The organism is Pseudomonas sp. ChxA, assembly GCF_030263855.1.
Taxonomy (GTDB): domain Bacteria; phylum Pseudomonadota; class Gammaproteobacteria; order Pseudomonadales; family Pseudomonadaceae; genus Aquipseudomonas; species Aquipseudomonas fluorescens_CB.
Genome location: NZ_JARPMK010000001.1, coordinates 1451173 through 1474700, shown reverse-complemented (window position 1 = coordinate 1474700; position 23528 = coordinate 1451173). Strand labels below are relative to the sequence as shown.

Here is a 23528-nt window from a genome sequence, read left to right as displayed (position 1 = left end):
CGGAAATAACGATTGCGCTGATGCTATCAGAGACGCAGCCGCCCGCCACGACTGCGTGCGGTGCCCAAGCCATGCGGCAAGAGGCTGGAACGCGTATGCGCATGGCAAATGGCAATGGCCAGGGCGTCGGAGGCGTCGATTTGCGGCTTTGCGGTGAGCTTGAGCATATGCATGACCATCATCTGCACCTGCTCTTTATTTGCCGCCCCGGTGCCGACCACGGCCTGTTTGACCTGGGTCGCGGTGTATTCGGCGATTTCCATGCCCTCCTCCGCACCGGCCACAATAGCAGCGCCACGCGCCTGGCCGAGCTTTAATGCAGAATCGGCGTTTTTGGCCATGAAGACTTTTTCGATGCCCATGGTGACCGGCCCGTAGGTCTGGATCACTTCACGCACGCCGCGATACACAATCTGCAGGCGCCCGGCCAACTCGCCCGCGCCGGTACGGATGCAGCCCGAGGCGACGTAGATGCAGCCACGCGGGGTGTGTTGCACCACGCCAAAACCGGTGATGCGCGAACCGGGGTCGATACCAAGGATTAAAGTCATAACGCCTGCGGGTTGGGTAAACACAATTCTTGCGGCCAACAATAATCAAATGTGGGAGCTGGCTTGCCTGCGATGCAGACACCTCGGTACTTGTGCACAACCGAGGTGATGCTAGCGCAGGCAAGCCAGCTCCCACAGGGGATTTTCATTGTGCTCAGGTGAGTTGCTCGGCTACGGATTCCGGGATGTCGGCATTCGAGTAAACGTTCTGCACATCATCCAGGTCTTCGAGCATGTCCAGCATCTTCAGCACTTTCTGCGCGCCGTCCAGGTCCAGCTCGGCACTGGTGGTCGGCAGCATCACGATTTCCGCGTCGGTGCCTTTGAAACCAGCGGCTTCCAGCGCGTTACGCACCGCATAGAAGCCGGCAAACGAGGTGAACACGTCGATGGAACCGTCTTCGTTGGTCACCACGTCGTCGGCGTCCGCCTCCATCGCGGCTTCCATCAAGGCGTCTTCGTCGGTGCCAGGCGCAAAAGTGATCTGCCCCTTGCGCTCGAACAGATAAGCCACCGAACCATCGGTGCCCAGGTTGCCGCCACATTTGCTGAAGGCATGGCGCACAGCGGCCGCCGTGCGGTTGCGGTTGTCGGTCATGCACTCGACCATCACGGCCACGCCGCCTGGGCCGTAGCCTTCGTAGCTCAGCTCGACCATGTCGTCGGTATCGGCAGCGCCGGCACCACGGGCCACGGCGCGATCAATGATGTCGCGGCTCATGTTGGCGCCCAAGGCCTTGTCCAGCGCCAGGCGCAGACGCGGGTTGGAACCTGGGTCACCACCGCCTTGGCGGGCGGCGACGGTCAGTTCGCGAATCCACTTGGTGAAGATCTTGCCTTTTTTGGCATCCTGACGCTCTTTGCGGTGCTTGATGTTCGCCCACTTGGAATGGCCAGCCATAACACAACTCCGAAATTCTCTAGAAACCTTATCAATCCCGCCCCAGGCAGGAGTTCCCTCTTTTAAACGCAAAGGCGCATCCGAAGATGCGCCTTTTTGACTGCGTAAAACCTTATTGCGCTTTCACGCCGCAGCCTTACTCAGCCTTCGGCGCCTCGCGCAGACGGATGTGCAGTTCGCGCAACGCCTTGGCATCCACTACGCCCGGAGCCTGGGTCATGACGTCCGCAGCACTCTGGGTTTTCGGGAAGGCGATCACTTCACGGATCGACTGGGCGCCGGTCATCAGCATTACCAGACGGTCCAGGCCGAACGCCAAGCCACCGTGCGGCGGTGCGCCGTACTTCAGGGCGTCGAGCAGGAAGCCGAACTTCTCTTCCTGTTCCGCTTCGTTGATGCCCAACAGGCGGAACACCGCTTGTTGCATCTCTTTGCGGTGGATACGGATCGAACCGCCACCCAGCTCGGTGCCGTTGAGCACCATGTCGTAGGCGCGCGACAGAGCGCCGGCCGGGTTGGCTTCCAACTCTTCAGGCGAGCACTTCGGCGCGGTGAACGGGTGGTGCAAGGCGCTGAAGCTGCCGTCTTCGTTTTCTTCGAACATCGGGAAGTCGACGACCCACATCGGCGCCCACTTGCAGGTCAGCAGGTCGAGGTCGTGACCGAGCTTGATGCGCAGCGCGCCCAAGGCCTCGCTGACGATCTTGGCCTTGTCGGCACCGAAGAACACGATGTCGCCATCGACTGCACCGACGCGGTCCAGGATCGCGTTCAGGTTGTCCAACGGAATGTTTTTGACGATCGGCGATTGCAGGCCGTCAACGCCATTGGCACGCTCGTTGACCTTGATATACGCCAGGCCTTTGGCACCGTAGATGCCGACGAACTTGGTGTAGTCGTCGATCTGCTTGCGCGGCATGCTCGCGCCGCCAGGCACGCGCAGGGCGGCGATACGGCATTTAGGGTCGTTGGCCGGGCCGCTGAACACCTTGAAGTCGACTTCCTTGAGCTGGTCGGCCACGTCCACCAGTTCCAGCGGGTTGCGCAGGTCTGGCTTGTCGGAACCGTAGCGGCGCATGGCTTCTTCGAAGGTCATGTGCGGGAATTCGCCGAATTCCAGGTCCAGCACTTCCTTGAACAGGTTGCGGATCATTTGCTCGGTCAGGCCCATGATCTCTTTTTCATCGAGGAAGCTGGTCTCGATGTCGATCTGGGTGAATTCAGGCTGGCGGTCAGCGCGCAGGTCTTCATCACGGAAGCACTTGGCGATCTGGTAGTAACGGTCGAAGCCGGCGACCATCAGCAGTTGCTTGAACAGCTGTGGCGATTGCGGCAGGGCGAAGAAGGAGCCGGCGTGGGTGCGGCTTGGTACCAGGTAGTCACGCGCGCCTTCCGGGGTGGCCCGGGTCAGGATCGGCGTTTCGACGTCAAGGAAGCCGTTTTCGTCGAGGAAGCGGCGGATGCTGGTGGTCATGCGCGAACGCAGGCGCAGCTTCTCGGCCATTTCCGGACGACGCAGGTCCAGGAAGCGGTAGCGCAGGCGGGTTTCTTCGCCCACGTCGGAGTATTCGTTGAGTGGGAACGGCGGGGTTTCCGACTCGTTCAGCACTTCCAGCTCATAACCCAGCACTTCGATGGCGCCGGAGGCCATGTTGGCGTTTACAGCACCGGCCGGGCGCAGGCGCACCTTGCCGGTGATTTTAACGACGTATTCGCTGCGCACGCGGTCGGCGGCGGCGAAGCTCTCGGCGCGGTCCGGGTCGAACACCACTTGGGCCAGACCATCACGATCACGGATATCGAGGAAAATCACCCCGCCGTGGTCGCGGCGACGGTGAACCCATCCGCAAAGGGTGATTTCCTGACCATCCAGGGTCTCGTTCAGTTGGCCGCAATAGTGGCTGCGCATCATGGTAGTGGTTTCACTTCTCGTAATTCGAAATTCGGTGGAGGCTCGCCTCGTCACCGTACAGTTAAGCAGGGGACGGATAATGCAGGAGCCTGCGCGTAGAGTTCAACTCAGTCTGCTTTGTCGCCGCCCGCCAGATTCTTCTTGGCGCCGGTCTTGAAGTCGGTCTCATACCAGCCGCCACCGCTCAGGCGGAAGCCCGGCATGGACAACATCTTCTTCAGCTCAGGTGCCTGGCAGGCTGGGCAATCGACCAGCGGCGCGGCGCTGATCTTCTGAATGGCTTCCAACTGATGACCACAGGAAGCACATTGATAGTCGTACATGGGCATGGAGATGTCTCGGCGATCAGATCGTAACTGCACCACGCCCACCCTGTGGATAAGCCAGGGACGCGCAGCAAAGCGCGGGATTATATCTGGTAAATCGACACAGCGCAGCCGGCATTCTGACCCAAGCCAGGCCCGCCTTGACGGCGGGCCTGCTTCATAACCGGCGGTTTAATCCAGGCCCGTGGCGCTGGCACGATCTTTTAATACGTGGACCACGCACACGACCCGCACCAACCCGCTGAAGTTCTTCACTCCCCCGTAACGCAAATGCACTTCCCGATCGACATACGACAGCAATGCGCTGACTGAACAGGCATTGATCCTGGCTATCTCCGTAAGGATATTCCAATAGATCTGCTCCAGACGCAGGCAGGTGGAAAACCCATTGAGCCTGACCGACCGGGACAATGGCTTGGCCAGTCCCATGTCGAACCCTTTGGCAAAGGGGTCGACCTTTATCTTGTGAAAACCAGCGGTTTCCATCACTCCATTACCCACTCCGCGTGACATACACCTGACACTCCATTGCCAAACAGCAGCCCATGGGTTTCTCCCATTGGGCAGTGAGCCTATAAAACAGCAGGGCGAGAGGGGCAGCCAGAAGACGCGGATTGGAAAGTTGTAGGACAACGCCAGGAAGTGCGGAGAAACAAGCAAGCGGCGCCAGGGAGGCGCCACTCAGGAGGTGCTTTTACTGGTTTTCAAGCAAGGAACGCAGCATCCACGCGGTTTTTTCGTGAACCTGCATGCGCTGGGTCAACAGGTCGGCGGTCGGCTCGTCGCTGACCTTGTCGAGCAACGGGAAAATACCGCGCGCGGTGCGGGTGACGGCTTCCTGGCCGGCCACCAGTTGCTTGATCATCTCTTCGGCGCTGGGCACGCCCTCTTCTTCCTTGATCGAAGACAGCCGCGCATAGATCGAATAGGCGCCCGGCGCCGGGAAGCCCAGGGCGCGGATACGCTCGGCAATGGAGTCCACCGCCAGCGCGAGTTCGTTGTACTGCTCCTCGAACATCAAGTGCAGCGTGCGAAACATGGGGCCCGTGACGTTCCAGTGGAAGTTGTGGGTTTTCAAATACAGTACATAGGTATCGGAGAGCAGCCGCGAAAGCCCATCGACGATGGATTTACGGTCTTCTTCACTGATACCAATATCGATTGCCATGTTTTTCCCCTTCAATTGATGAATATTCATTGATCAGGTGCAAGACCACTCTAGCAAGAGTGCGGGCGGTGTGCAGCCCGGCACAGGCAGCCAGCGTGCGACATATCGCCCCTCTCCACGGCTGCGCCCGTCAGCAACGGGCTAACCTTTGGACGAGTCGGAAAACGCTAAAATTACCGCTCACAACGCCCGCCAGTGTCTAGGACAAGCGTTTGACGCAGAAATGCCATGGCGCTGGCAACACCCCGAAATGCTTGATTTGAGTAGGCACAGCCTTTGCTGTTAAATAGGTGGCGTGTGGTTGCCGTTTATTTCTGCGGCGCACCACATAGGCTGATACCCGCGCACGTGCCCAACGCCTCCCATTGTTCAGAAGCGAACCGTGCCAGTCAGCTCTTCCTTGTGATCCGTCTTAACGTGAGTTAATCAAAATGTTGAAAATCGTCCACCTCCTGACGGGCGTTGCAGCGTTGCTGCTGTCCTTTATTCCGAGTCTGCAACCTGAAAGCCTGCCGTACCTGGAACAACACGACGCCCTGTACCTGGCCTTGTTGGGCCTTCTTAACCTGACGCTCGCACCGGTAATCCCTTACTGGAACAAAGGCACGCGTCATCAACTGCAAAACCTGGTCAGCGCGCTGTTGGTACTGACCGTTGTCGTGCAAACCCTCACCCTCCTGGCACCTATGCCTGAAGTGGGCGGCCACCCGGCCATCCTGCTCAGCCTGGTGATTGCTGTGGTCGCCATCGTTCTTCACCTGGCCATCAGCTTCTACCGTTCGTCGCCTGCCGCGGCGTCGCAAAACTACGACATGACCAACCGGGATACCGGGACCGTCAAGTGGTTCAACACCTCTAAAGGCTTCGGCTTTATCTCCCGCGACTCGGGCGACGATATCTTCGTCCACTTCCGGGCCATCCGTGGCGAAGGCCATCGCGTACTGGTCGAAGGCCAGCGCGTGGAGTTCTCCGTCATGAACCGCGACAAAGGCCTGCAAGCCGAAGACGTGATTGCGGCCTTGCCGCGTCGCTGATTCCTACCCGCAGCGCATAAAAAAACCGCGATCCGGCTGAGCTGGATCGCGGTTTTTTATGCGCGGCTGTTTAACGAAGGGCCGATTAATAATGTGGCGGCGGCGCTTCTTCTTCGGAGGTCTCGAATTGCCCGCCCATTTCTTCCTGGCGCTTGAGCAGCGCCGTCATCTGCATTTGCAGGCGCTCCACCGCACGCTGCTGCGTGACCAGGATGTCATTGAGGGTCTCGATGGTGTCGTCCTGGAAGGCCAGGCGGCTTTCCAGATCGGTAACGCGGTCTTGCAGGTCCATGATTCAGTCCTGGGTAAAGATGAAGTCGGCAGGCAATAACCCGCGCAATTGGCTGCGAATCGCCGCCACTTGCTCTTCGGTATAGGGCAGGGCCGGGTGTTTGCCCCAGACCGGTGCCGGCCAGGCCGCGTCGTGACGTTTGCGCACAATCACATGCACGTGCAACTGGCTGACCACATTACCCAATGCGCCGATATTCATTTTGTCGGCCGCCAGCCCTTCATTGAGCAACTGCGCCAGGGCGGTCGTCTCTTGCCACAAGCGGTGCTGATCGGCGACATCCAGTTGAAACACTTCGCTGATACCGTCGATGCGCGGCACCAGAATGAACCAAGGGTAATTGGCGTCGTTGGACAGCAGCAGGCGGCAGAGCGGGAAGTCCCCAATGGCCAGTGTGTCTTGTTGCAGGCGTTGGTCTAAGGCGAACACGCGGCACTCCGTTCGGCAGGTCAATTTCAGGTGCCCAGCATACCTTCGAATGCCCACGGCTTCACGGCGAATGCGGGAGCGTTGAGGCAACCGGGCAAAAAAGCACGCACCCTTTCGAGGCAGCCAAATATTTGAGCTACGCTAAATCGGGCCTCAGCGGGATGCACCAAAATGACCCACCCATGCCTCAAAGGGATCCGCCAATTACCCACTCAAGGGGTGAACCGGTAACGCTTTGCCCTGGCACAGGATTTTTGTACCTCCCAACGGGTGTTTCAACGGTGGGTCAAGCCCAAACCAAACGACGTAAAAAGCCCGTGCTTATGCGGTTTTTACACGGCCGTAACGTTTTTCACGAAAAAATGACATTCGGTTACCGCTTTGTGCACGCTTGTTGCATTCACACCCGTATCGTCGGCAACGGCACCCGTTTGGATACAGGTGTTACGCGATAAGAAACAGTAGCGTTCAGGTGCATTTCAAGGATGAGTTCAAACTTCGCAAGGGGGATGAATACTGCACTTTAGTTGTCAGCCTGGTGACACTCAGGCTGTGAATTTGCGACAGGGAAATAGCAATTTACGACAGCCTCGTAAAGAAGCTGAAAGGATAGATGAGTCAGTATCGTCAATAGGGTCTGCGTGATATAACTTTGCGCCGACACAAAAAAGAAAGAGCCGCCCAGATAAAAATACAGGTGGGACGGCAGTACTCTTCCTAAAACCAAAGGAGCAAATCACGATGCGCGTGATGAAGTGGAGCATGATCGCCCTGGCTGTATCAGCAGGCACCTCGCAGTTCGCAATGGCGTCCGCCCAGGACGATTCCAAGGGCTTTGTTGAAGACAGCACTTTCAGCATCAACACTCGCCTCCTGAACTTCGGTCGCGACTTCCGTAACAATGACACCGGCAAAAGCCGCGTCAACGAAACCGGCCTGGGCTTCAACGGCCTGTTCCAATCGGGCTACACCCAAGGCACCATCGGTGTCGGTGTTGACGTGATCGGCCTGCTGGGCGTGAAACTGGACAGCGGCAAGGGTCGCTCGGGCACTGGCCTGTTCCCTACCGGTGCCGACGGTCGCTCGCAAGACGACTACTCCAAAGGCGGCGGCGCCGTTAAGTTCCGTATCTCCGACACCGTGCTTAAAGTCGGCGACCAGTACACCACCGCGCCGGTGTTCGCTTCCGACGACAGCCGCTTGCTGCCAGAGCTGCCGCAAGGTATCTCGATCACCAGCAACGAGATCAAGGGCCTGAAACTCGAAGGCGGTCACTTCACCTCGAGCGTGGCACAAGCACAGACGTTCCATGACAGCCTGGGCCTGACCAAAACCGACTTTATCGGTGGTGTCTACGCCCTGACGCCGGAAGTCAGCGCCAGCCTCTACTACGCGAAGACTGAAGACTACTGGAAGAAAACCTACGCCAACCTGAACTGGACTCACGCGCTGAGCAACGAACAGTCCCTGGCCGTTGACTTCAACATCTACAGCACCAAAAGCGATGGTCTTGGCCTGCAGCGCGCAGAAAAAGACAACACCACCAAACTGGATAACCGTGCGTACAGCTTGCAAGGCGCGTACACCATCCAGGCTCACACGTTCACCCTGGCCTACCAGAAAGTCAGCGGTGACGGTGACTACGGCTACGGCGTAGACGGCGGCGGCACGATTTTCCTGGCCAACTCCATTGCCCGTTCCGACTTCAACGCTGAAGACGAAAAATCCTGGCAAGCTCGCTACGACCTGAACATGGCCACTTTCGGCGTGCCAGGCTTGAGCTTCATGACACGTTACGTGTCGGGTAGCGGCGCCAACACCGCCACCACGTCGAACGGCAAAGAGTGGGAACGCGACATCGAAGCCAAGTACGTGATCCAGAGCGGCCCGGCAAAAGACCTGAGCCTGCGCGTTCGTCAAGCGACCTATCGTTCGTCTGATGGCGTGTACTACGGTTCGGCGTCGATCGACGAACTGCGTCTGATCGCGCAATACCCGCTGAACATCTTGTAATTAGCCACTTAATTACAACGATGATTTAAGGTCTGGGCCTTAATTAAAAAGCCGCTCCCCTGTTTTGCAAGGGAGCGGCTTTTTTGTTTCAGCTTTATTACAATGCAAAAATAACTAGCAAGCTAAGTAACTAAACTTACCTCAGGCGTCGAACCTGACCTATTGGCCAAGTTCGACAGCCTGTCGCTTAGTTATTTGGCAAGCGGTTCTTGCATCACGCGAATAACTCGCTGTGGAAACGGAATATCAATGCCCGCGCCTTTCAAACGATCACGCGCCATTTCATTGAGCATAAACACCACGTCCCAGTAATCTGACGTTTTGGTCCAGCAGCGCAAAGACACAGTGATCGAACTGTCACCCAAGGTTGACACCACTGCGACTGCCGCAGGATCTGCCAGCACACGTGGATCTTTTGCCAGCTCCAACAGCACTTCACGGGCCTTCTGCAGATCGGCTTCGTAGTCGACACCCACATCAAACACCACTTTGCGGGTCGGCTGACGGTTGGTGTTGGTGATGAGACCGTTGGACAGGCTACCGTTAGGGATGATCACGGTTTTGTTGTCGCCGGTGCGCAGCACGGTGTGGAAGATCTGGATGCTGTCGACGGTACCGGAAGTGCCTTGTGCTTCGATCCAGTCACCAATGCGAAACGGACGGAACAACAGGATCAGTACGCCACCGGCGAAGTTCGCCAGACTGCCTTGCAATGCCAGGCCGATGGCCAGAGTAGCGGCACCAATCGCGGCCACAAACGAGGTCGTGGCCACGCCGATCATCGAGGCCACGTTGACCACCAGCATGACTTTGAGCGCGATGTTGGCAAGGTTAGTGATGAAATGTTGCAGCGCCAGGTCGGCATTACGCAGCGCCAGCAAACGCCCCACGCGGTGGGTCAACACGTTGATCAGCCACCAACCGATGGCCAGCGTGACCAGGGCCAGCAAAAACCGGCTGCCGTATTCCATAATCATCGGGAGCCAAGACTCAGAGGTCTTGATCAGGTGATCCACTTCAGCGTTTAAATCCATCTATCTTCTCCTGTTGCGCGGATGTGCGGCTTAATTGACTGCCTTAAAACGCAAATGAGCCCCGAAGGGCTCAAGTGTAGGCACTGTTTCTGGGGCGTGGGACGTCAAAAACCCCCACAGGTTCCCCAATGTGCCATCAGTCGCGGAAGTTATTGAACTGCAGCGGCATGTCGAAGGTCTTGGCGCGCAGGGCAGCAATGGCTTCCTGCAGGTCGTCACGCTTCTTGCCGGTGATACGTACCTGCTCGCCCTGGATGGCGGCCTGGACCTTTAGCTTGGCATCTTTGACGTGAGCGACGATCTTCTTCGCCAGCTCCTTGTCGATGCCTTCCTTGAGCACGGCTTCCTGCTTCATCAGCTTGCCGGAGGCGTAGGCGTCCTTGATTTCAAGGCACTGTGCGTCGATCTTGCGCTTGACCAACGACAGCTTGAGGATCTCGATCATCGCTTCCAGCTGGAAATCGGCTTCAGCGGTCAAGTTGACGGTCAGTTCCTTTTCCTTGAACTCGAAGCTGCCCTTGCCCTTCAAGTCATAGCGACGGTCCAGTTCCTTGACGGCGTTTTCGACGGCGTTGGTGACTTCGTGTTTGTCCAGTTCGGATACCACGTCGAACGAAGGCATGTCATATCTCCAATATAAGGGGCGGGCTCAGTAGAGATGGAGCGCGCCCAAGCTAAAATGCCGAGGCATTATAGCGGTTCTTTCGCACCATTCATCGCAGGCGACCCTACGGAGCACAAACTGATGTCGACCACCTGGCATATTCTCGGCGCGGGCAGCCTGGGCACTCTCTGGGCCACGCGTCTATCACGCGCGGGCCTGCCGGTGCGGCTGATAGTGCGGGATGCCGCGCGCCTGGCCAGCTATCACAAGACGGGCGGCCTGACCCTGGTGGAGCACGGCATAGAAAACACTTACCCGGTGATCGGCGAAACACCTGACAGCCCCGGGGCGATTCATCGCCTGCTGGTGGCGTGCAAAGCCTACGACGCCCAAAGCGCCATCGCACAGCTGCAACACCGATTGGCACCCGACGCTGAACTGATCCTGCTGCAAAACGGCCTTGGCAGCCAGGACGCAGTGGCCGCTCAATTACCCCAGGCCCGCTGTATCTTTGCCTCCAGCACCGAAGGCGCGTTTCGCGACGGCGATTGGCGCGTGGTCTTTGCCGGCCATGGCTTCACCTGGCTGGGGGATGCGCGCCACCCCACTTCTGCGCTGTGGCTGGACGACCTGCACGCCGCCGGCATTCCCCATGAGTGGAGCACCGACATCCTGACGCGCTTGTGGCGCAAGCTGGCGCTCAATTGCGCCATCAACCCTTTGACCGTGCTTTACCAGTGCCGCAACGGTGGCCTGCAAGCCCATCACTGTGAAGTGGCGACCTTGTGCGCCGAACTGAGTGAACTGCTCGAATGCTGCGGCCAACCTGCCGCCGCCCAGGATCTGCACAGCGAAGTGCAACGGGTGATCCAGGCCACCGCGGCCAACTATTCCTCCATGTATCAGGACGTGACCAACAACCGCCGCACCGAAATCAGCTACCTGCTCGGCTACGCGTGCCAGGCGGCGGCCCGCCATCAATTGGTGCTGCCGCATCTGCAACAGTTGCAGGCGCGCCTGGTCGACGACTTGCACACACGCGGATTGGCCAGCGACTGAGGCACGCGCTACCCTGCCTACCTGTCTATTACCTGGAAAAAACCTGATGCCACTGCGCCAGCGTCTAGAAAACCTACCGGTAGGGCAGAAACTGCTGGCCGCCCTGCTGGTGCTGTTGACCACGGTATTGCTGGTGGCCAACCTGACGTTTATCAGCGCCGCCTATTGGATCTCCCAGGAAAGCATGGCGCCCCAGGCGCTGCAGGCCATCGGTCGATTGGTTTCTAACCCGTCGCTGGCCGCCGAAGCCCTTGAATCCCCGGCCAACGCCGACGCCCTGCTCAATGAGTTGACCAGCTATTCACCCTTGCGTGCCGCCGCGCTGTACGACGGCGAAGGCACCTTGCTGGCGCAGATGCAGCACGGCAACCGCCTGCACCTGCCGGAAAACTACCGGCATATCGAAGCCTGGCGCCTCACCGAATTTCGCAGCAACCAGGTCATCACCCTGCCCCGCGCCGGCCAGCCGTCCGGGCATTTGCTGTTAGTGGCCAGCAGTGAGTTGCCGGTGGCCTTCTATACCGGCACATTGACCGCCAGCCTCGGCATCCTGATTTTCAGCGTATTGCTGTGGCTGGTCATCGCCCGCCAGATCAAACGCCTGATCACGCGCCCGATCCATGAGCTGGAAGAACTCTCACGCCAGGTCACGCGCGAAGAGAACTACGCCCTGCGTGCCGGGCGCGGCAACCATGATGAAATCGGCAGCCTGGCCGAAGCCTTCAACACCATGTTGTCGCGCATCGAAGCCCGCGAGCAACAGCTCAAACGTGCGCGCGACGACTCTCAGGCAGCCTACGACCAGGCCCAGGGCCTGGCCGAGGAAACCCGCCACACCAACCGCAAGCTGGAACTGGAAGTGCAGGTGCGCAGCAAGATTGAGAAAAAGCTCACCGGTTTCCAGAACTACCTCAACAGCATCATCGACTCCATGCCGTCGGCGCTGATCGCCCTGGATGAACAACTTTACGTCACCCAATGGAACCAGGAAGCCACGGCACTTTCCGGCACGCGCCTGGATGAAGCGCTGAACCAGCCGATCTTCCTCGCCTTCCAGCCGCTCAAACCGTACCTGCCGCAGATAAAAGCCACGGTGGAGCAGCACACGGTGGAGCGCATTGAGCGTGTCACCTGGGTCAAGGATGATGAACCCAAGCATTACGCCCTGACTTTCTACCCATTGATGGGCGGTGCCGGGCGCGGCGTGGTGATCCGTATCGACGACATTACCCAGCGTTTGTCCCTGGAAGAAATGATGGTGCAGTCGGAAAAAATGCTCTCCGTGGGTGGCCTGGCTGCGGGCATGGCCCATGAAATCAACAACCCGCTGGGGGCGATCCTGCATAACGTGCAGAACATCCGCCGGCGCCTGTCCCCCGACCTGCCGAAGAACCTGGAACACGCCGAACAGGCCGGTATCGAGCTGGAGACGGTCAACCACTACCTGCAAAGCCGCGAAGTCCCGCAATTGCTCGATGGCATCCAGCAAGCCGGCGCGCGGGCGGCGAAAATCGTCACCCACATGCTCAGCTTCAGCCGCCGCAGCAACCGCCAGATGGCGCCGTGCGACTTGCCGGCACTGATCGATCAGGCCGTGGAAATTGCCGGTAACGACTTCGACCTGACCATCGGCTTCGACTTCAAGGGCCAGGCGATCATCCGCCAGTTCGACCCACAACTGGGCCCGGTGCCCGGTACCGCCAACGAGCTGGAACAGGTGCTGCTCAACCTGCTGAAAAACGCCGCGCAAGCCATTCACCTGCGTGAAGACGACAGCGAGCCAGGGCGCATCATCCTGCGCACGCGCCTCAACCCGCCGTGGGCGGAGATCCAGGTGGAAGATAATGGCATCGGCATGAGCGAAAACGTGCGCAAACGCACGTTCGAGCCGTTCTTCACCACCAAGGAGATTGGCCAAGGCACCGGGCTTGGGCTGTCGGTGTCGTACTTCATCATCACCAACAACCACAAAGGCCAGATGGAAGTGCATTCCACACTCGGCCAGGGCACCTGTTTTACCCTGCGCCTGCCGTTGGCAGGCAGCCAGATGCCACCCTATGAACTGACTCAACTGGAGCAATGACCATGGGCTTTCGCCTGTCGAAGATCTACACCCGCACCGGCGACAAGGGCGAGACGGGCCTGGGTGATGGCCGTCGCGTGCCCAAGGACCACCCTCGCGTGGAAGCCATTGGCGAGGTGGATACGCTGAACAGCCAGTTGGGTTTGCTGCTGGCCAACCTTGAAGAACAGAGCGGCCAGCACCCGCAGCTCAAGGAAGTGATCGAGGTGCTTACGCCGTGCCAGCACCGCTTGTTCGACTTGGGCGGTGAGTTGGCGATGCCGGTGTACAAAGCGTTGAATGCCGCAGAGGTCGACCGACTGGAAGCAGCGATTGACCGTTGGAACGAGGAAGTCGGGCCGCTGGAGAACTTTATCTTGCCCGGTGGTTCAGCGCTGATTGCCCAGGCCCATGTGTGCCGCAGCCTGGCGCGCAGTGCGGAGCGGCGGTGTCAGCAGTTGAATGCGATTGAGCCGTTGGAAGGCGTGGGGCTTGCGTATATCAATCGGTTGTCGGATGTGTTGTTTGTGGCGGCGCGGGTGATTGCCAAGCGCCAGGGTGTCGCGGAAGTGTTGTGGCAGGCGGCGGCGAAGCCCCACTGAAAAAACGCGGTGCCTGGTCTGCCGCCTTCGCGAGCAAGCCCGCTCCCACATTTGACTGCATTCCAAAGGTGGAACTCGGTTAAATGTGGGAGCGGGCTTGCTCGCGAAGAGGCCAGTCAGAACAGCATCAGATCTCAGGCCAGAACGCGCGAATGCCTGCCACACCCTGAGCCCCGGCTTCCCAAGCCTGTTCCCGCTCAGCCGGCCCAACCCCGCCCAGCAGAAACACCGGTTTGCTGAACCCACGGATCAGCTCCGCTGCCTGCTCCCAACCCAAAGGCTGGGCATCAGGATGAGTCTGGGTCGGCTGCACCGGCGACAGCGTGACAAAATCCACGTCCATCATCTCTGCCAGTGCCAGCTCCTCAGCGTTGTGGCAAGAAGCCGCCAACCAGCGATCCTTCGGCAGCGGTCGGCCTTTGCTCGCGTACTTACGCAGCTGCGCCGAGGTCATGTGCCAGCCGGCGGCAGGGAAATCCCCCAGCCATTCGAACGGCCCTTTAAGCATCAGTTGCGCCTTGCCGGCACACAGGCCCACCGCGTCCACCGCCAGGTCGCGGTATTTAGGGTCGTACCCGTTGGGCGCACGCAGTTGAATCAGCTTGATGCCACCGGCAATAGCTTTCTGGATACCGCGCAACAAGGTTGGGGTTTCCAGCTCACCCGGGGTAATCAGGTATTCAGCGGGCAAACGCGCTGCCGCAACAATCGGTGCGTTCGCCGCCGGGAACTCATAGTTGAGCAGGTCCCGCGGCGTCACCCATTCCAATGGCTGCCCTTCGGCACCGTGGGGCTCGCCGGTAAAGGCCGAGACTTGCCAGACATCCAGCAACACCTGCTTGTCCGGGTAGTCATGCTGCACCTTGATCAGCGGGCGCGCCGTGGTGACCTGGATGCCCAGTTCTTCCTGCAACTCGCGGGACAACGCGGCAACGACCGACTCATCAGCCTCCACCTTGCCGCCGGGAAACTCCCAGAGGCCGCCTTGATGCTGGGTGTCGGCGCGGCGCGCCAGCAGAATCCTGCCGTCGACGCCGCGAATCACCGCTGCTGCTACATGTACTCGTTTCACCGCGCGCTCCTCTTGGGTATCAGGTGCGGTATTCCGCGTTGATCTTCACGTACTCGTGGGACAGGTCGGTGGTCCAGATGGTTTCGCTGCAGTCGCCGCGACCCAACTCGATGCGGATGGTGATTTCTTCTTGCTGCATCACCGCCGAGCCCTGGGCTTCGGTGTAGGTTTCGGCGCGAGCGCCACGGCTGGCAATGCACACGTCGCCAAGGAATACGTCGATCTTGCTGACGTCCAGGTCCGGCACGCCGGCACGGCCGACGGCGGCGAGGATACGGCCCCAGTTCGGGTCGGAAGCAAACAGTGCGGTCTTGATCAGCGGCGAGTGAGCCACGGTGTAACCGACATCCAGGCATTCCTGATGATTACCGCCGCCGTTGACTTCAACAGTAACAAACTTGGTTGCGCCTTCACCGTCACGCACGATGGCCTGGGCCACGTCCATGCACACCTCGAACACCGCCTGCTTCAGCGCGGCGAACAGCGCGCCCTCGGTGGAGGTGATTTCCGGCAGGTTGGCCTGGCCGGTGGCGATCAGCATGCAGCAGTCGTTGGTCGAGGTATCGCCATCGATGGTGATGCGGTTGAACGACTTGTTGGCGCCGTCGAGCATCAGGCGCTGCAACACGTCGCGGGAGACTTTGGCGTCGGTGGCAATGTAGCCGAGCATGGTGGCCATGTTCGGGCGGATCATGCCCGCGCCCTTGCTGATGCCGGTCACGGTAACGGTCACGCCATCGTGTACAAACTGGCGGCTCGCGCCTTTGGGCAGGGTGTCGGTGGTCATGATGCCGGTGGCCGCAGCCGCCCAGTTATCCACAGACAGGTCGTCCAAAGCGGCTTGCAGCGCGCCTTCGATTTTTTCCACCGGCAGCGGCTCGCCGATCACACCGGTGGAGTACGGCAGCACTTGGCTGGCATCCACACCGGTCAACTGGGCCAGCTTGGCGCAGGTGCGCGCAGCGGCAACCAGGCCTGGCTCGCCGGTACCGGCGTTGGCATTGCCAGTGTTGGTCAGCAGGTAACGGATCGAGCCTGCAACGCGTTGCTTGGCCAGGATTACCGGTGCGGCGCAAAACGCGTTGAGCGTGAACACACCCGCAACCGTCGAGCCTTCGGCACAGCGCATCACCACTACATCTTTGCGCCCTGGGCGCTTGATGCCGGCCGAAGCGATACCGAGTTCAAAACCGGCGACCGGGTGCAAAGTGGGCAAAGGACCAAGACCAACAGCCATGAATGCGCTCCTTAAAAATAGGTGATGTCTGTGCCGTCGTGATCGACGGTGAAATTAATGGCAAAACGCCGCGACGGCAAAGGCCGGTCGCGGCGCAGGGTGTTGCAGCGTCAGGCAAAAATCTTAGTTGATTTCGCCGTGGCAGTGTTTGAACTTCTTGCCCGAACCGCACCAGCACAGCTCGTTGCGGCCCAGCTTCTGGTCATTGCGCACCGGGGTTTGAGCCAAGGCCACATCGACCTCTTCGCCCAAGACTTCCGGCGCTTCCAGACCCGGTGCTTCGTCATGCTGAAACTGCATGCGCGCAGCCAGTGCTTCGGCTTCCTGACGCAGGCGAGCTTCTTCCTCGATCGGGTCTTCGCGACGCACCTGAACGTGGGAGAGCACGCGAATCGAATCGCGCTTGATCGAATCCAGCAGTTCGGAGAACAGCGTGAACGACTCACGCTTGTACTCTTGCTTCGGGTTCTTCTGGGCGTAGCCACGCAGGTGGATACCGTGACGCAGGTGGTCCATGGTCGACAGGTGGTCTTTCCACAGGTCATCCAGCACACGCAGAACGATTTGCTTCTCGAAGGTGCGCAGTGCTTCGGCACTCGCCTGCTCTTCTTTCTCGTTGTACGCGGCCAGCAGCTCGGTCATCAGCTTCTCGCGCAGGGTTTCTTCGTACAGGTGGTCGTCTTCGTCCAGCCACTGCTGAACCGGCAAGTCCACACCGAAGTCGCTCTTCAACGCGGCTTCCAGGCCAGCAACATCCCACTGCTCAGGCAGGGATTGTGGCGGAATGTGTGCGCTGACGGTGGCGTTGAGCACGTCCTGACGGAAGTCAGCGATGGTTTCGCCAATGTTGTCGGCGGCCAGCAACGTGTTACGCATGTGATAAATCACTTTACGCTGTTCGTTGTTGACGTCATCGAACTCAAGCAGTTGCTTACGAATGTCGAAGTTGCGGCCTTCAACTTTACGCTGGGCCTTCTCGATGGCGTTGGTCACCATGCGGTGCTCGATCGCTTCACCGGACTGCATGCCCAAGGCTTTCATGAAGTTCTTCACCCGATCAGAGGCGAAGATACGCATCAGGCTGTCTTCCAGCGACAGGTAGAAACGGCTGGAACCGGCGTCACCCTGGCGACCGGCACGACCACGCAGCTGGTTGTCGATACGGCGCGATTCGTGACGCTCGGACGCGATCACCTGCAAACCACCGGATTCCAGCACCGCCTGATGGCGTTTCTGCCAGTCAGCCTTGATCTGGGCGATTTGCTCAGGGCTTGGGTTTTCCAGTGCTGCAACTTCCACTTCCCAGTTACCGCCCAACAGGATGTCGGTACCACGACCGGCCATGTTGGTCGCGATGGTCAGTGCGCCTGGGCGACCGGCCTGGGCGATGATCTCGGCTTCTTTTTCGTGGAACTTGGCGTTGAGGACCTTGTGCTCGATACCTTCCTTGTTGAGCAGGTTGGACACGTGCTCGGAAGTCTCGATGGTGGCAGTACCCACCAGGATCGGACGGCCTTGGGCCATGCCGTCCTTGATGTCGTTGATGATTGCCGCGTACTTCTCTTCGGCCGTCAGGAACACCAGGTCGTTGAAGTCTTTACGCGCCAGCGGCTTGTTCGGTGGGATCACCATCACGGCCAGGCTGTAGATCTGGTGGAACTCGAACGCTTCGGTGTCGGCTGTACCGGTCATGCCGGACAGTTTGTTGTACAGACGGAAGTAGTTCTGGAAAGTCGTGGAAGCCAACGTCTGGCTCTCGGCCTGGATGTTGAGCATTTCCTTGGCTTCGATAGCCTGGTGCAGGCCTTCGGACAGACGGCGACCCGGCATGGTACGGCCGGTGTGTTCGTCAACCAGTACGACCTGGCCGTCCTGGACGATGTATTCAACGTTGCGATGGAACAGCTTGTGGGCGCGCAGGCCGGCATACACGTGGGTCAACAGGCTCAGGTTGTGCGCCGAGTAGAGGCTTTCGCCCTCGGCCAGCTCGCCGATCTGGGTCAGCATCTCTTCGACAAACTGGTGACCGGCTTCGTTGAGTTCGACCTGGCGGGTCTTCTCGTCGATGGTGAAATGACCTTCTTTGGTCACCACGCCTTCCACTTCCTCAACGTGCTGCACCAGGCGCGGGATCAACTTGTTGATCTCGGTGTACAGGCGCGAGCTGTCTTCGGCCTGGCCGGAGATGATCAGCGGGGTACGCGCTTCGTCGATGAGGATGGAGTCGACTTCGTCGATCACGGCAAAGTTGAGTTCGCGCTGGAATTTTTCTTCCATGCTGAACGCCATATTGTCGCGCAGGTAGTCGAAACCGAATTCGTTGTTGGTGCCGTAGGTAATGTCACACGCGTAGGCGGCGCGCTTTTCTTCCGGCGGCTGGAACGGTGTGACTACGCCGACGGTCAGGCCGAGGTATTCATACAGCGGGCGCATCCAGTTGGCGTCCCGGCGAGCCAGGTAGTCGTTCACCGTCACAACGTGCACGCCCTTGCCGGACAATGCGTTGAGGTAAACGCCCAGGGTTGCCACCAGGGTCTTGCCTTCACCGGTACGCATTTCGGCAATCATGCCTTCATGCAAGGTCATGCCACCGATCAACTGTACGTCGAAGTGGCGCATGCCCATGACACGCTTACCGGCTTCACGGGCGACCGCAAAGGCTTCAGGCAACAGCTTGTCGAGGGTTTCACCTTTGGCTATGCGGGCCTTGAACTCTTCGGTCTTGGCGCGCAATTGCTCGTCCGACAGGGCAACCATCTGCTCTTCGAAGGCATTGACCAGCTGCACCGTCTTGAGCATGCGTTTGACTTCGCGCTCATTCTTGCTTCCAAAAAGTTTCTTTAACAAAGGCGCAAACATATCGGCAGGTTCTTCCACACATAGGGATGGAGGGCGCACCGTGAGTGGCCCGAGCAGCCCTCACGGCCGCATGCGAACGCGCATTCTACCCGGAATCGTGGGTGAGGAAAGTGGCGTTATTCCCCGATGCTGGCATGGCGCTGTGAGAGGGCTTGTTTAAAATAAGGGCTTTTGCCGGAACTTCAACCCATCAAGCGCAGAAGTTACCTATTGATTTCACTCGCATTGCCCTGCTATCGCTTTGCCTGGGGCCGCACAGGCGCTTTCTGCTAAGATGGCAGCTCTGTTACTTAAGGTGTCTAGACATGGCGTTTCGCCCACTTACAGCCCGCGCGCCCAGCGTGTTGCTCCGCGAAGCTAAACCGTTGAAAGCCATCTTCGGCCACGCGCAACGCTTGGGCCATTTGCAACGCCTTGTAGAGAGCCAACTGCAACCTGCCGCACGCGAACATTGCCATGTGGCGTCGTGGCGCGAAGGCAATTTACTGTTAATTGTCACCGACGGGCATTGGGCAACCCGCCTGCGCTACCAGCAAAAACGCTTGCAGCGGCAATTAATGGCATTTGATGAGTTTGCGAGCCTGACCCGCATCCAGTTCAAGGTGCAGCCGCCCACCGTGCAGCAAGGTGCAGTGGGCCACACCATGGACCTGTCGCAGAACGCCGCCGAAACCATTCAAGCCACGGCCGACGGCATCAGCGATCCGGGCTTGCGCGCAGCACTGGAGCGGTTGGCCGCCCACGCCAGGCCCAAGCCCTGATCCGCTACTTGCGTTTGCTGCCGCCCAGCAACGAGCCCAACAACCCGCGCACCAACTGCCGTCCCATTTGATTGGCCGCCTGCTGCATGGCGGATTTGAGCGCCTTGCCCGCGGTAGTCCCCAGAAACGCCCCAGCCTTGTCGGTAAAGCTCGGTTCTTCGGCGATCGGCTTGGCCTCCTCCGTCGGGCCAAGCTCCTTGCGCGCCATCAGCACTTCATAGGCCGACTCACGGTCAATCGGCTTGTCGTAGCGCCCCAATAAAGGCGAACTGGCGATGATCGCGGCGCGCTCGGCTTCGCTCAGCGGCCCGATCCGCGATTGCGGCGGCGCCACCAGTACGCGTTGGACTACTTCCGGCGTGCCCTTTTCCTGCAACGTACCTACCAATGCCTCACCGGTGCCCAACTCGGTCAACACCGACAAGGTATCGAACGCCGGGTTGGGGCGAAAACCGTCCGCCACCGCACGCAGGGATTTCTGCTCTTTGGTGGTGAACGCCCGCAGGCCATGCTGGATACGCAGGCCCAGTTGCGCCAATACCGTGTCGGGCAAATCCCCTGGGGATTGAGTGACAAAGTACACACCCACGCCTTTGGAACGAATCAACCGCACCACTTGCTCCAGGCGATCCTGCAATGCCTTGGGCGTATCGGCGAACAATAAATGCGCCTCGTCGAAAAACAGCGCCAGCAGCGGTTTGTCGGCATCGCCACGCTCGGGCAGTTGCTCGAACAACTCGGCCAGCAGCCACAGCAGGAAGGTCGCATAGACCTTGGGCGCCTCATGCACCAGACGGCTTGCGTCCAGCAGGTGGATGCGCCCGCGACCATCGCTGGCCGGCTGCAAGATATCTTCAAGTTGCAGGGCCGGCTCGCCGAACAAGGCTTCGGCGCCCTGCTGCTCCAGCACCGCCAAACGCCGCAACAGCGCCTGGCTGGAGCCGGTGGTCATCAGCGCCGCGTCGTCGCCCAGCAGCTCCGGGTGATAACGCAGGTGGTTGAGCAAGGCCTTGAGGTCTTTGAGGTCCAGCAGCAACAGGCCTTCGCGGTCGGCCACCTTGAAGGTCGCATAGAGTGCCGATTGCTGGCTGTCGGTAAGCTCAAGCAGGCTGCCAAGCAATAACGGCCCCATTTCGCTGATGGTAGTGCGCAATGGATGACCGGACTGCCCGTGGATATCCCACAGCGTTACCGGATACGCCTTGGCCGTGTAATTAAGGAAGGGCATGCCAGCAATGCGCTCGGCCACCTTGCCTTGCGGGTTGGCCGCAGCGCCAAGGCCGCACAGGTCACCCTTGATATCAGCGGCAAACACGGCCACACCCGCATCGCTGAAGGCTTCCGCCAAGCGCTGCAACGTGACGGTTTTACCTGTGCCGGTGGCGCCGGCAATCAACCCATGACGGTTGGCCAGGCGCATGGCCTGGGCAATGGGCTGGCCGTCCAGGCCGGCGCCGATAAGGAGTTGCGAGGAATCAGGCATTTCGTCACCTTTGGTTAATCTTTAGTGCCGTCAGGTCGATACAGACAGAGGTAAGACCCACAAAGTCTAAAAATAGGTCAGATAGTTCTCACAGGGACCACCGGAATTATCACAAGCAGTATCACACCTTTTTTGACGCTGTCATTTTGCGCGTCCCACGAGGACGCGCTTCGGATATTAAGACCATAGCGGACCCTACAAGCCATGAATAAAAACCTGCGCTTCAGCCACAAAATCCTGCTTGCAGCCTCCCTTATCGTCATCGCCGCTTTTGCACTGTTTACCCTCTACAACGACTACCTGCAACGCAACGCGATTCGCGACGACCTCAATAATTACCTGCACGAAATGGGCGATGTCACCGCCAGCAACATTCAAACCTGGCTCACCGGGCGTATTGCCCTGGTCGAAAACGCGGCACAGAACATCGCCATTAACCCTGAACCCGCCGTAGTTGCTGGCCTGCTCGAACAGAAAAGTCTGACATCCTCGTTCATGGCCACCTACGTGGGCGACAGCAAAGGCGCCTTCACCATTCGCCCTGACACCAAGATGCCGGACGGTTTCGACCCACGGGTGCGCCCTTGGTACAAAGGCGCCCAAAGCAGCAACGGCTCAACCCTGACCGAACCTTACATCGACGCGGCGACCGGCCAGTTGATCATTTCCGTCGCCACCCCCAGCGCCAAAGCCGGGCAAACCATCGGCGTGGTCGGCGGCGATCTGAGCCTGCAAACTCTGGTGGATAACATCGGCGCGCTGAACTTCGGCGGCATGGGCTACGCGTTCCTGGTCAGCGCTGACGGCAAAGTGCTGGTGCACCCGGACAAGAACCTGGTGATGAAGACGCTCGCCGACATGTACCCGAAAAACACCCCGAAGATCAGTGGTGATTTCAGCGAAGTCGAGGCCAATGGCAAAGACAACATCGTGACCTTTACCCCCATCAAAGGCCTGCCGTCGGTGAACTGGTATCTGGGCATTTCGGTGGATAAAGATAAATCCTTCGCCATGCTCAGCAAATTTCGCACCTCGGCCGTCATCGCCACGATTATCGCGGTCGTGATCATCATCGCGCTGCTCGGCATGCTGATCCGTGTGCTGCTGCAACCCCTGCACGTAATGACCCGCGCCATGCAGGACATCGCCGATGGCGAGGGTGACCTGACCCGCCGCCTGAACATTCAGAATCACGACGAGTTCGGCACGCTGGGTAACGCTTTCAATCGCTTCGTGGAACGTATTCATACCTCGATTCGCGAGGTGTCCTCGGCCACCGAGCAGGTCAATGAAGTGGCCCTGCGTGTGGTCAGCGCCTCCAACTCGTCGATGGTCAACTCTGACGAGCAGGCCAACCGCACCAACAGTGTGGCCGCCGCCATCAACGAACTGGGCGCCGCTGCACAGGAAATTGCGCGTAACGCCGCCCAGGCGTCCCATCAAGCCAGCGATGCCCGGCACTTGGCCGAAGACGGCCAGCAAGTGGTCGAGCGTAATATCAAGGCAATGAACCAGCTGTCCGAGATGATCAGCGCCTCCAGCAGCAATATCGAAGCGCTCAACAGCAAGACTGTGAACATCGGGCAAATTCTGGAAGTGATCACCAGCATCTCCCAGCAAACTAACCTGCTGGCGCTGAACGCCGCCATCGAAGCCGCGCGGGCCGGGGAAGCCGGGCGTGGGTTTGCGGTAGTGGCCGATGAGGTGCGCAACCTGGCGCACCGCACTCAGGAGTCGGCGCAACAAGTGCAAAAGATGATTGAGGAACTGCAAGTCGGTGCCCGTGATTCGGTCAGCACCATGAGTGAAAGCCAGCGCCACAGCCTGGAGAGCGTCGAGATCGCCAACCTGGCCGGCGAGCGTCTCAACAGCGTGACCCAGCGTATTGGCGAGATCGACGGCATGAACCAGTCCGTGGCCACCGCCACTGAGGAACAGACCTCGGTAGTGGAGTCGATCAACATGGACATCACCGAGATCAACACCCTCAACCAGGAAGGTGTGGAAAACCTGCAATCCACCCTACGCGCCTGTACCGACCTGGAACAACAGGCCGCACGCTTGAAACAGTTGGTGGGCAGCTTCCGCATCTGACCCCTGCGCCCGCCGAGCGTTAAGGCGGCGGGCCG

Annotated in this window: 21 protein-coding genes and 1 pseudogene; 8 read left to right on the top strand and 14 right to left on the bottom strand. The window is 59.3% G+C overall.

Annotation, left to right across the window (positions count from 1 at the left end):
* Positions 1 to 26: 26 nt before the first annotated feature.
* The 6 genes from ruvC to P5706_RS06505 all read right to left on the bottom strand — a co-directional run bounded on the left by ruvC (position 27) and on the right by P5706_RS06505 (position 4858).
* On the bottom strand, positions 27 to 551 hold the full coding sequence (gene ruvC / locus P5706_RS06530) for a crossover junction endodeoxyribonuclease RuvC (protein ID WP_285678809.1): 525 nt from the start codon (positions 549 to 551) through the stop codon (positions 27 to 29).
* A gap of 154 nt (positions 552 to 705) precedes the next feature.
* On the bottom strand, positions 706 to 1452 hold the full coding sequence (locus tag P5706_RS06525; RefSeq protein ID WP_017139810.1) for a YebC/PmpR family DNA-binding transcriptional regulator: 747 nt from the start codon (positions 1450 to 1452) through the stop codon (positions 706 to 708).
* 136 nt (positions 1453 to 1588) lie between these two features.
* Positions 1589 to 3364: an aspartate--tRNA ligase gene (aspS, locus tag P5706_RS06520; protein ID WP_017139809.1), complete on the bottom strand. Its 1776-nt coding sequence runs from the start codon at positions 3362 to 3364 to the stop codon at positions 1589 to 1591.
* A 107-nt stretch (positions 3365 to 3471) separates the two neighbouring features.
* The gene (locus tag P5706_RS06515) at positions 3472 to 3693 is read right to left on the bottom strand and encodes an FmdB family zinc ribbon protein (RefSeq protein WP_017139808.1); all 222 of its coding nucleotides are present in this window, start codon (positions 3691 to 3693) and stop codon (positions 3472 to 3474) included.
* A gap of 168 nt (positions 3694 to 3861) precedes the next feature.
* A complete protein-coding gene (locus P5706_RS06510; RefSeq protein ID WP_017139807.1) occupies positions 3862 to 4203 on the bottom strand; it encodes a ribbon-helix-helix domain-containing protein in 342 nt (113 codons plus the stop codon).
* Positions 4204 to 4384: 181 nt separating this feature from the next.
* Positions 4385 to 4858, bottom strand: coding sequence for a Dps family protein (locus P5706_RS06505; protein WP_003193874.1), 474 nt, complete (start codon positions 4856 to 4858; stop codon positions 4385 to 4387).
* A 431-nt stretch (positions 4859 to 5289) separates the two neighbouring features.
* On the opposite strand from P5706_RS06505, the gene P5706_RS06500 reads away from it, so the two are divergent.
* On the top strand, positions 5290 to 5892 hold the full coding sequence (locus P5706_RS06500) for a cold-shock protein (RefSeq protein ID WP_285678806.1): 603 nt from the start codon (positions 5290 to 5292) through the stop codon (positions 5890 to 5892).
* Positions 5893 to 5977: 85 nt separating this feature from the next.
* Here P5706_RS06500 and P5706_RS06495 read toward each other — a convergent pair whose 3' ends face one another.
* Together P5706_RS06495 and P5706_RS06490 are read right to left on the bottom strand one after the other, a co-directional pair.
* On the bottom strand, positions 5978 to 6184 hold the full coding sequence (locus tag P5706_RS06495) for a SlyX family protein (RefSeq protein WP_017139805.1): 207 nt from the start codon (positions 6182 to 6184) through the stop codon (positions 5978 to 5980).
* Between the two features lie 3 nt (positions 6185 to 6187).
* Positions 6188 to 6613 (bottom strand): HIT domain-containing protein, encoded by a 426-nt coding sequence (locus P5706_RS06490; protein WP_200433031.1) that lies wholly within the window; start codon positions 6611 to 6613, stop codon positions 6188 to 6190.
* A gap of 741 nt (positions 6614 to 7354) precedes the next feature.
* Here P5706_RS06490 and P5706_RS06485 point away from each other — a divergent pair.
* Positions 7355 to 8626 carry an OprD family porin gene (locus P5706_RS06485; RefSeq protein ID WP_200433032.1) on the top strand — a complete coding sequence of 424 codons (1272 nt, stop codon included), beginning with the start codon at positions 7355 to 7357 and terminating at the stop codon, positions 8624 to 8626.
* Between the two features lie 191 nt (positions 8627 to 8817).
* On the opposite strand, the gene P5706_RS06480 is transcribed toward P5706_RS06485, so the two are convergent.
* Both P5706_RS06480 and P5706_RS06475 read right to left on the bottom strand, forming a co-directional pair.
* A complete protein-coding gene (locus P5706_RS06480; protein WP_200433033.1) occupies positions 8818 to 9660 on the bottom strand; it encodes a mechanosensitive ion channel family protein in 843 nt (280 codons plus the stop codon).
* Positions 9661 to 9796: 136 nt separating this feature from the next.
* Positions 9797 to 10282, bottom strand: a complete 486-nt coding sequence (locus P5706_RS06475; RefSeq protein WP_003209785.1) for a YajQ family cyclic di-GMP-binding protein — start codon at positions 10280 to 10282, stop codon at positions 9797 to 9799.
* A 123-nt stretch (positions 10283 to 10405) separates the two neighbouring features.
* On the opposite strand from P5706_RS06475, the gene P5706_RS06470 reads away from it, so the two are divergent.
* The 3 genes from P5706_RS06470 to P5706_RS06460 are packed head-to-tail and all read left to right on the top strand — an operon-like array spanning position 10406 to position 13987.
* A complete protein-coding gene (locus P5706_RS06470; protein ID WP_285678805.1) occupies positions 10406 to 11323 on the top strand; it encodes a putative 2-dehydropantoate 2-reductase in 918 nt (305 codons plus the stop codon).
* Between the two features lie 46 nt (positions 11324 to 11369).
* A complete protein-coding gene (locus P5706_RS06465; RefSeq protein WP_285678804.1) occupies positions 11370 to 13406 on the top strand; it encodes a sensor histidine kinase in 2037 nt (678 codons plus the stop codon).
* 2 nt (positions 13407 to 13408) lie between these two features.
* Positions 13409 to 13987: a cob(I)yrinic acid a,c-diamide adenosyltransferase gene (locus tag P5706_RS06460; RefSeq protein ID WP_200433036.1), complete on the top strand. Its 579-nt coding sequence runs from the start codon at positions 13409 to 13411 to the stop codon at positions 13985 to 13987.
* Between the two features lie 127 nt (positions 13988 to 14114).
* Here the strand turns inward: P5706_RS06460 and P5706_RS06455 are convergent, their stop codons facing one another.
* The 3 genes from P5706_RS06455 to secA all read right to left on the bottom strand — a co-directional run bounded on the left by P5706_RS06455 (position 14115) and on the right by secA (position 19155).
* Positions 14115 to 15059, bottom strand: coding sequence for a Nudix family hydrolase (locus tag P5706_RS06455; protein WP_285678803.1), 945 nt, complete (start codon positions 15057 to 15059; stop codon positions 14115 to 14117).
* Between the two features lie 19 nt (positions 15060 to 15078).
* The gene (gene argJ / locus P5706_RS06450; RefSeq protein ID WP_200433038.1) at positions 15079 to 16296 is read right to left on the bottom strand and encodes a bifunctional glutamate N-acetyltransferase/amino-acid acetyltransferase ArgJ; all 1218 of its coding nucleotides are present in this window, start codon (positions 16294 to 16296) and stop codon (positions 15079 to 15081) included.
* 123 nt (positions 16297 to 16419) lie between these two features.
* Positions 16420 to 19155 (bottom strand): preprotein translocase subunit SecA, encoded by a 2736-nt coding sequence (gene secA / locus P5706_RS06445; protein WP_285678802.1) that lies wholly within the window; start codon positions 19153 to 19155, stop codon positions 16420 to 16422.
* Positions 19156 to 19460: 305 nt separating this feature from the next.
* Between secA and P5706_RS06440 the strand changes: the two genes are divergently transcribed.
* The gene (locus P5706_RS06440) at positions 19461 to 19916 is read left to right on the top strand and encodes a DUF721 domain-containing protein (RefSeq protein ID WP_056858560.1); all 456 of its coding nucleotides are present in this window, start codon (positions 19461 to 19463) and stop codon (positions 19914 to 19916) included.
* A gap of 4 nt (positions 19917 to 19920) precedes the next feature.
* Here P5706_RS06440 and P5706_RS06435 read toward each other — a convergent pair whose 3' ends face one another.
* Positions 19921 to 21399, bottom strand: coding sequence for a helicase HerA-like domain-containing protein (locus P5706_RS06435; protein WP_285678801.1), 1479 nt, complete (start codon positions 21397 to 21399; stop codon positions 19921 to 19923).
* 204 nt (positions 21400 to 21603) lie between these two features.
* Between P5706_RS06435 and P5706_RS37145 the strand changes: the two are divergent.
* A pseudogene (locus P5706_RS37145) lies at positions 21604 to 22635 on the top strand (HAMP domain-containing protein); the annotation flags it as partial.
* A gap of 93 nt (positions 22636 to 22728) precedes the next feature.
* Positions 22729 to 23493, top strand: a complete 765-nt coding sequence (locus P5706_RS37140; RefSeq protein WP_370589484.1) for a methyl-accepting chemotaxis protein — start codon at positions 22729 to 22731, stop codon at positions 23491 to 23493.
* The last annotated feature ends 35 nt before the right edge of the window (positions 23494 to 23528 follow it).

Bases quoted from the DNA above. Each gene is read 5' to 3' on its own strand.
- P5706_RS06485 (WP_200433032.1), top strand. From the start codon at position 7,355: ATGCGCGTGATGAAGTGGAGCATGATCGCCCTGGCTGTATCAGCAGGC.
- P5706_RS06480 (WP_200433033.1), bottom strand. From the start codon at position 9,660: ATGGATTTAAACGCTGAAGTGGATCACCTGATCAAGACCTCTGAGTCT.
- P5706_RS06515 (WP_017139808.1), bottom strand. From the start codon at position 3,693: ATGCCCATGTACGACTATCAATGTGCTTCCTGTGGTCATCAGTTGGAA.
- secA (WP_285678802.1), bottom strand. From the start codon at position 19,155: ATGTTTGCGCCTTTGTTAAAGAAACTTTTTGGAAGCAAGAATGAGCGC.
- P5706_RS06470 (WP_285678805.1), top strand. From the start codon at position 10,406: ATGTCGACCACCTGGCATATTCTCGGCGCGGGCAGCCTGGGCACTCTC.
- P5706_RS06460 (WP_200433036.1), top strand. From the start codon at position 13,409: ATGGGCTTTCGCCTGTCGAAGATCTACACCCGCACCGGCGACAAGGGC.
- P5706_RS06500 (WP_285678806.1), top strand. From the start codon at position 5,290: ATGTTGAAAATCGTCCACCTCCTGACGGGCGTTGCAGCGTTGCTGCTG.
- P5706_RS06525 (WP_017139810.1), bottom strand. From the start codon at position 1,452: ATGGCTGGCCATTCCAAGTGGGCGAACATCAAGCACCGCAAAGAGCGT.
- P5706_RS06440 (WP_056858560.1), top strand. From the start codon at position 19,461: ATGGCGTTTCGCCCACTTACAGCCCGCGCGCCCAGCGTGTTGCTCCGC.
- P5706_RS06465 (WP_285678804.1), top strand. From the start codon at position 11,370: ATGCCACTGCGCCAGCGTCTAGAAAACCTACCGGTAGGGCAGAAACTG.
- P5706_RS06495 (WP_017139805.1), bottom strand. From the start codon at position 6,184: ATGGACCTGCAAGACCGCGTTACCGATCTGGAAAGCCGCCTGGCCTTC.
- P5706_RS06435 (WP_285678801.1), bottom strand. From the start codon at position 21,399: ATGCCTGATTCCTCGCAACTCCTTATCGGCGCCGGCCTGGACGGCCAG.
- P5706_RS06505 (WP_003193874.1), bottom strand. From the start codon at position 4,858: ATGGCAATCGATATTGGTATCAGTGAAGAAGACCGTAAATCCATCGTC.
- ruvC (WP_285678809.1), bottom strand. From the start codon at position 551: ATGACTTTAATCCTTGGTATCGACCCCGGTTCGCGCATCACCGGTTTT.
- P5706_RS06510 (WP_017139807.1), bottom strand. From the start codon at position 4,203: ATGTCACGCGGAGTGGGTAATGGAGTGATGGAAACCGCTGGTTTTCAC.
- argJ (WP_200433038.1), bottom strand. From the start codon at position 16,296: ATGGCTGTTGGTCTTGGTCCTTTGCCCACTTTGCACCCGGTCGCCGGT.
- P5706_RS06475 (WP_003209785.1), bottom strand. From the start codon at position 10,282: ATGCCTTCGTTCGACGTGGTATCCGAACTGGACAAACACGAAGTCACC.
- aspS (WP_017139809.1), bottom strand. From the start codon at position 3,364: ATGATGCGCAGCCACTATTGCGGCCAACTGAACGAGACCCTGGATGGT.
- P5706_RS37140 (WP_370589484.1), top strand. From the start codon at position 22,729: ATGGTCAACTCTGACGAGCAGGCCAACCGCACCAACAGTGTGGCCGCC.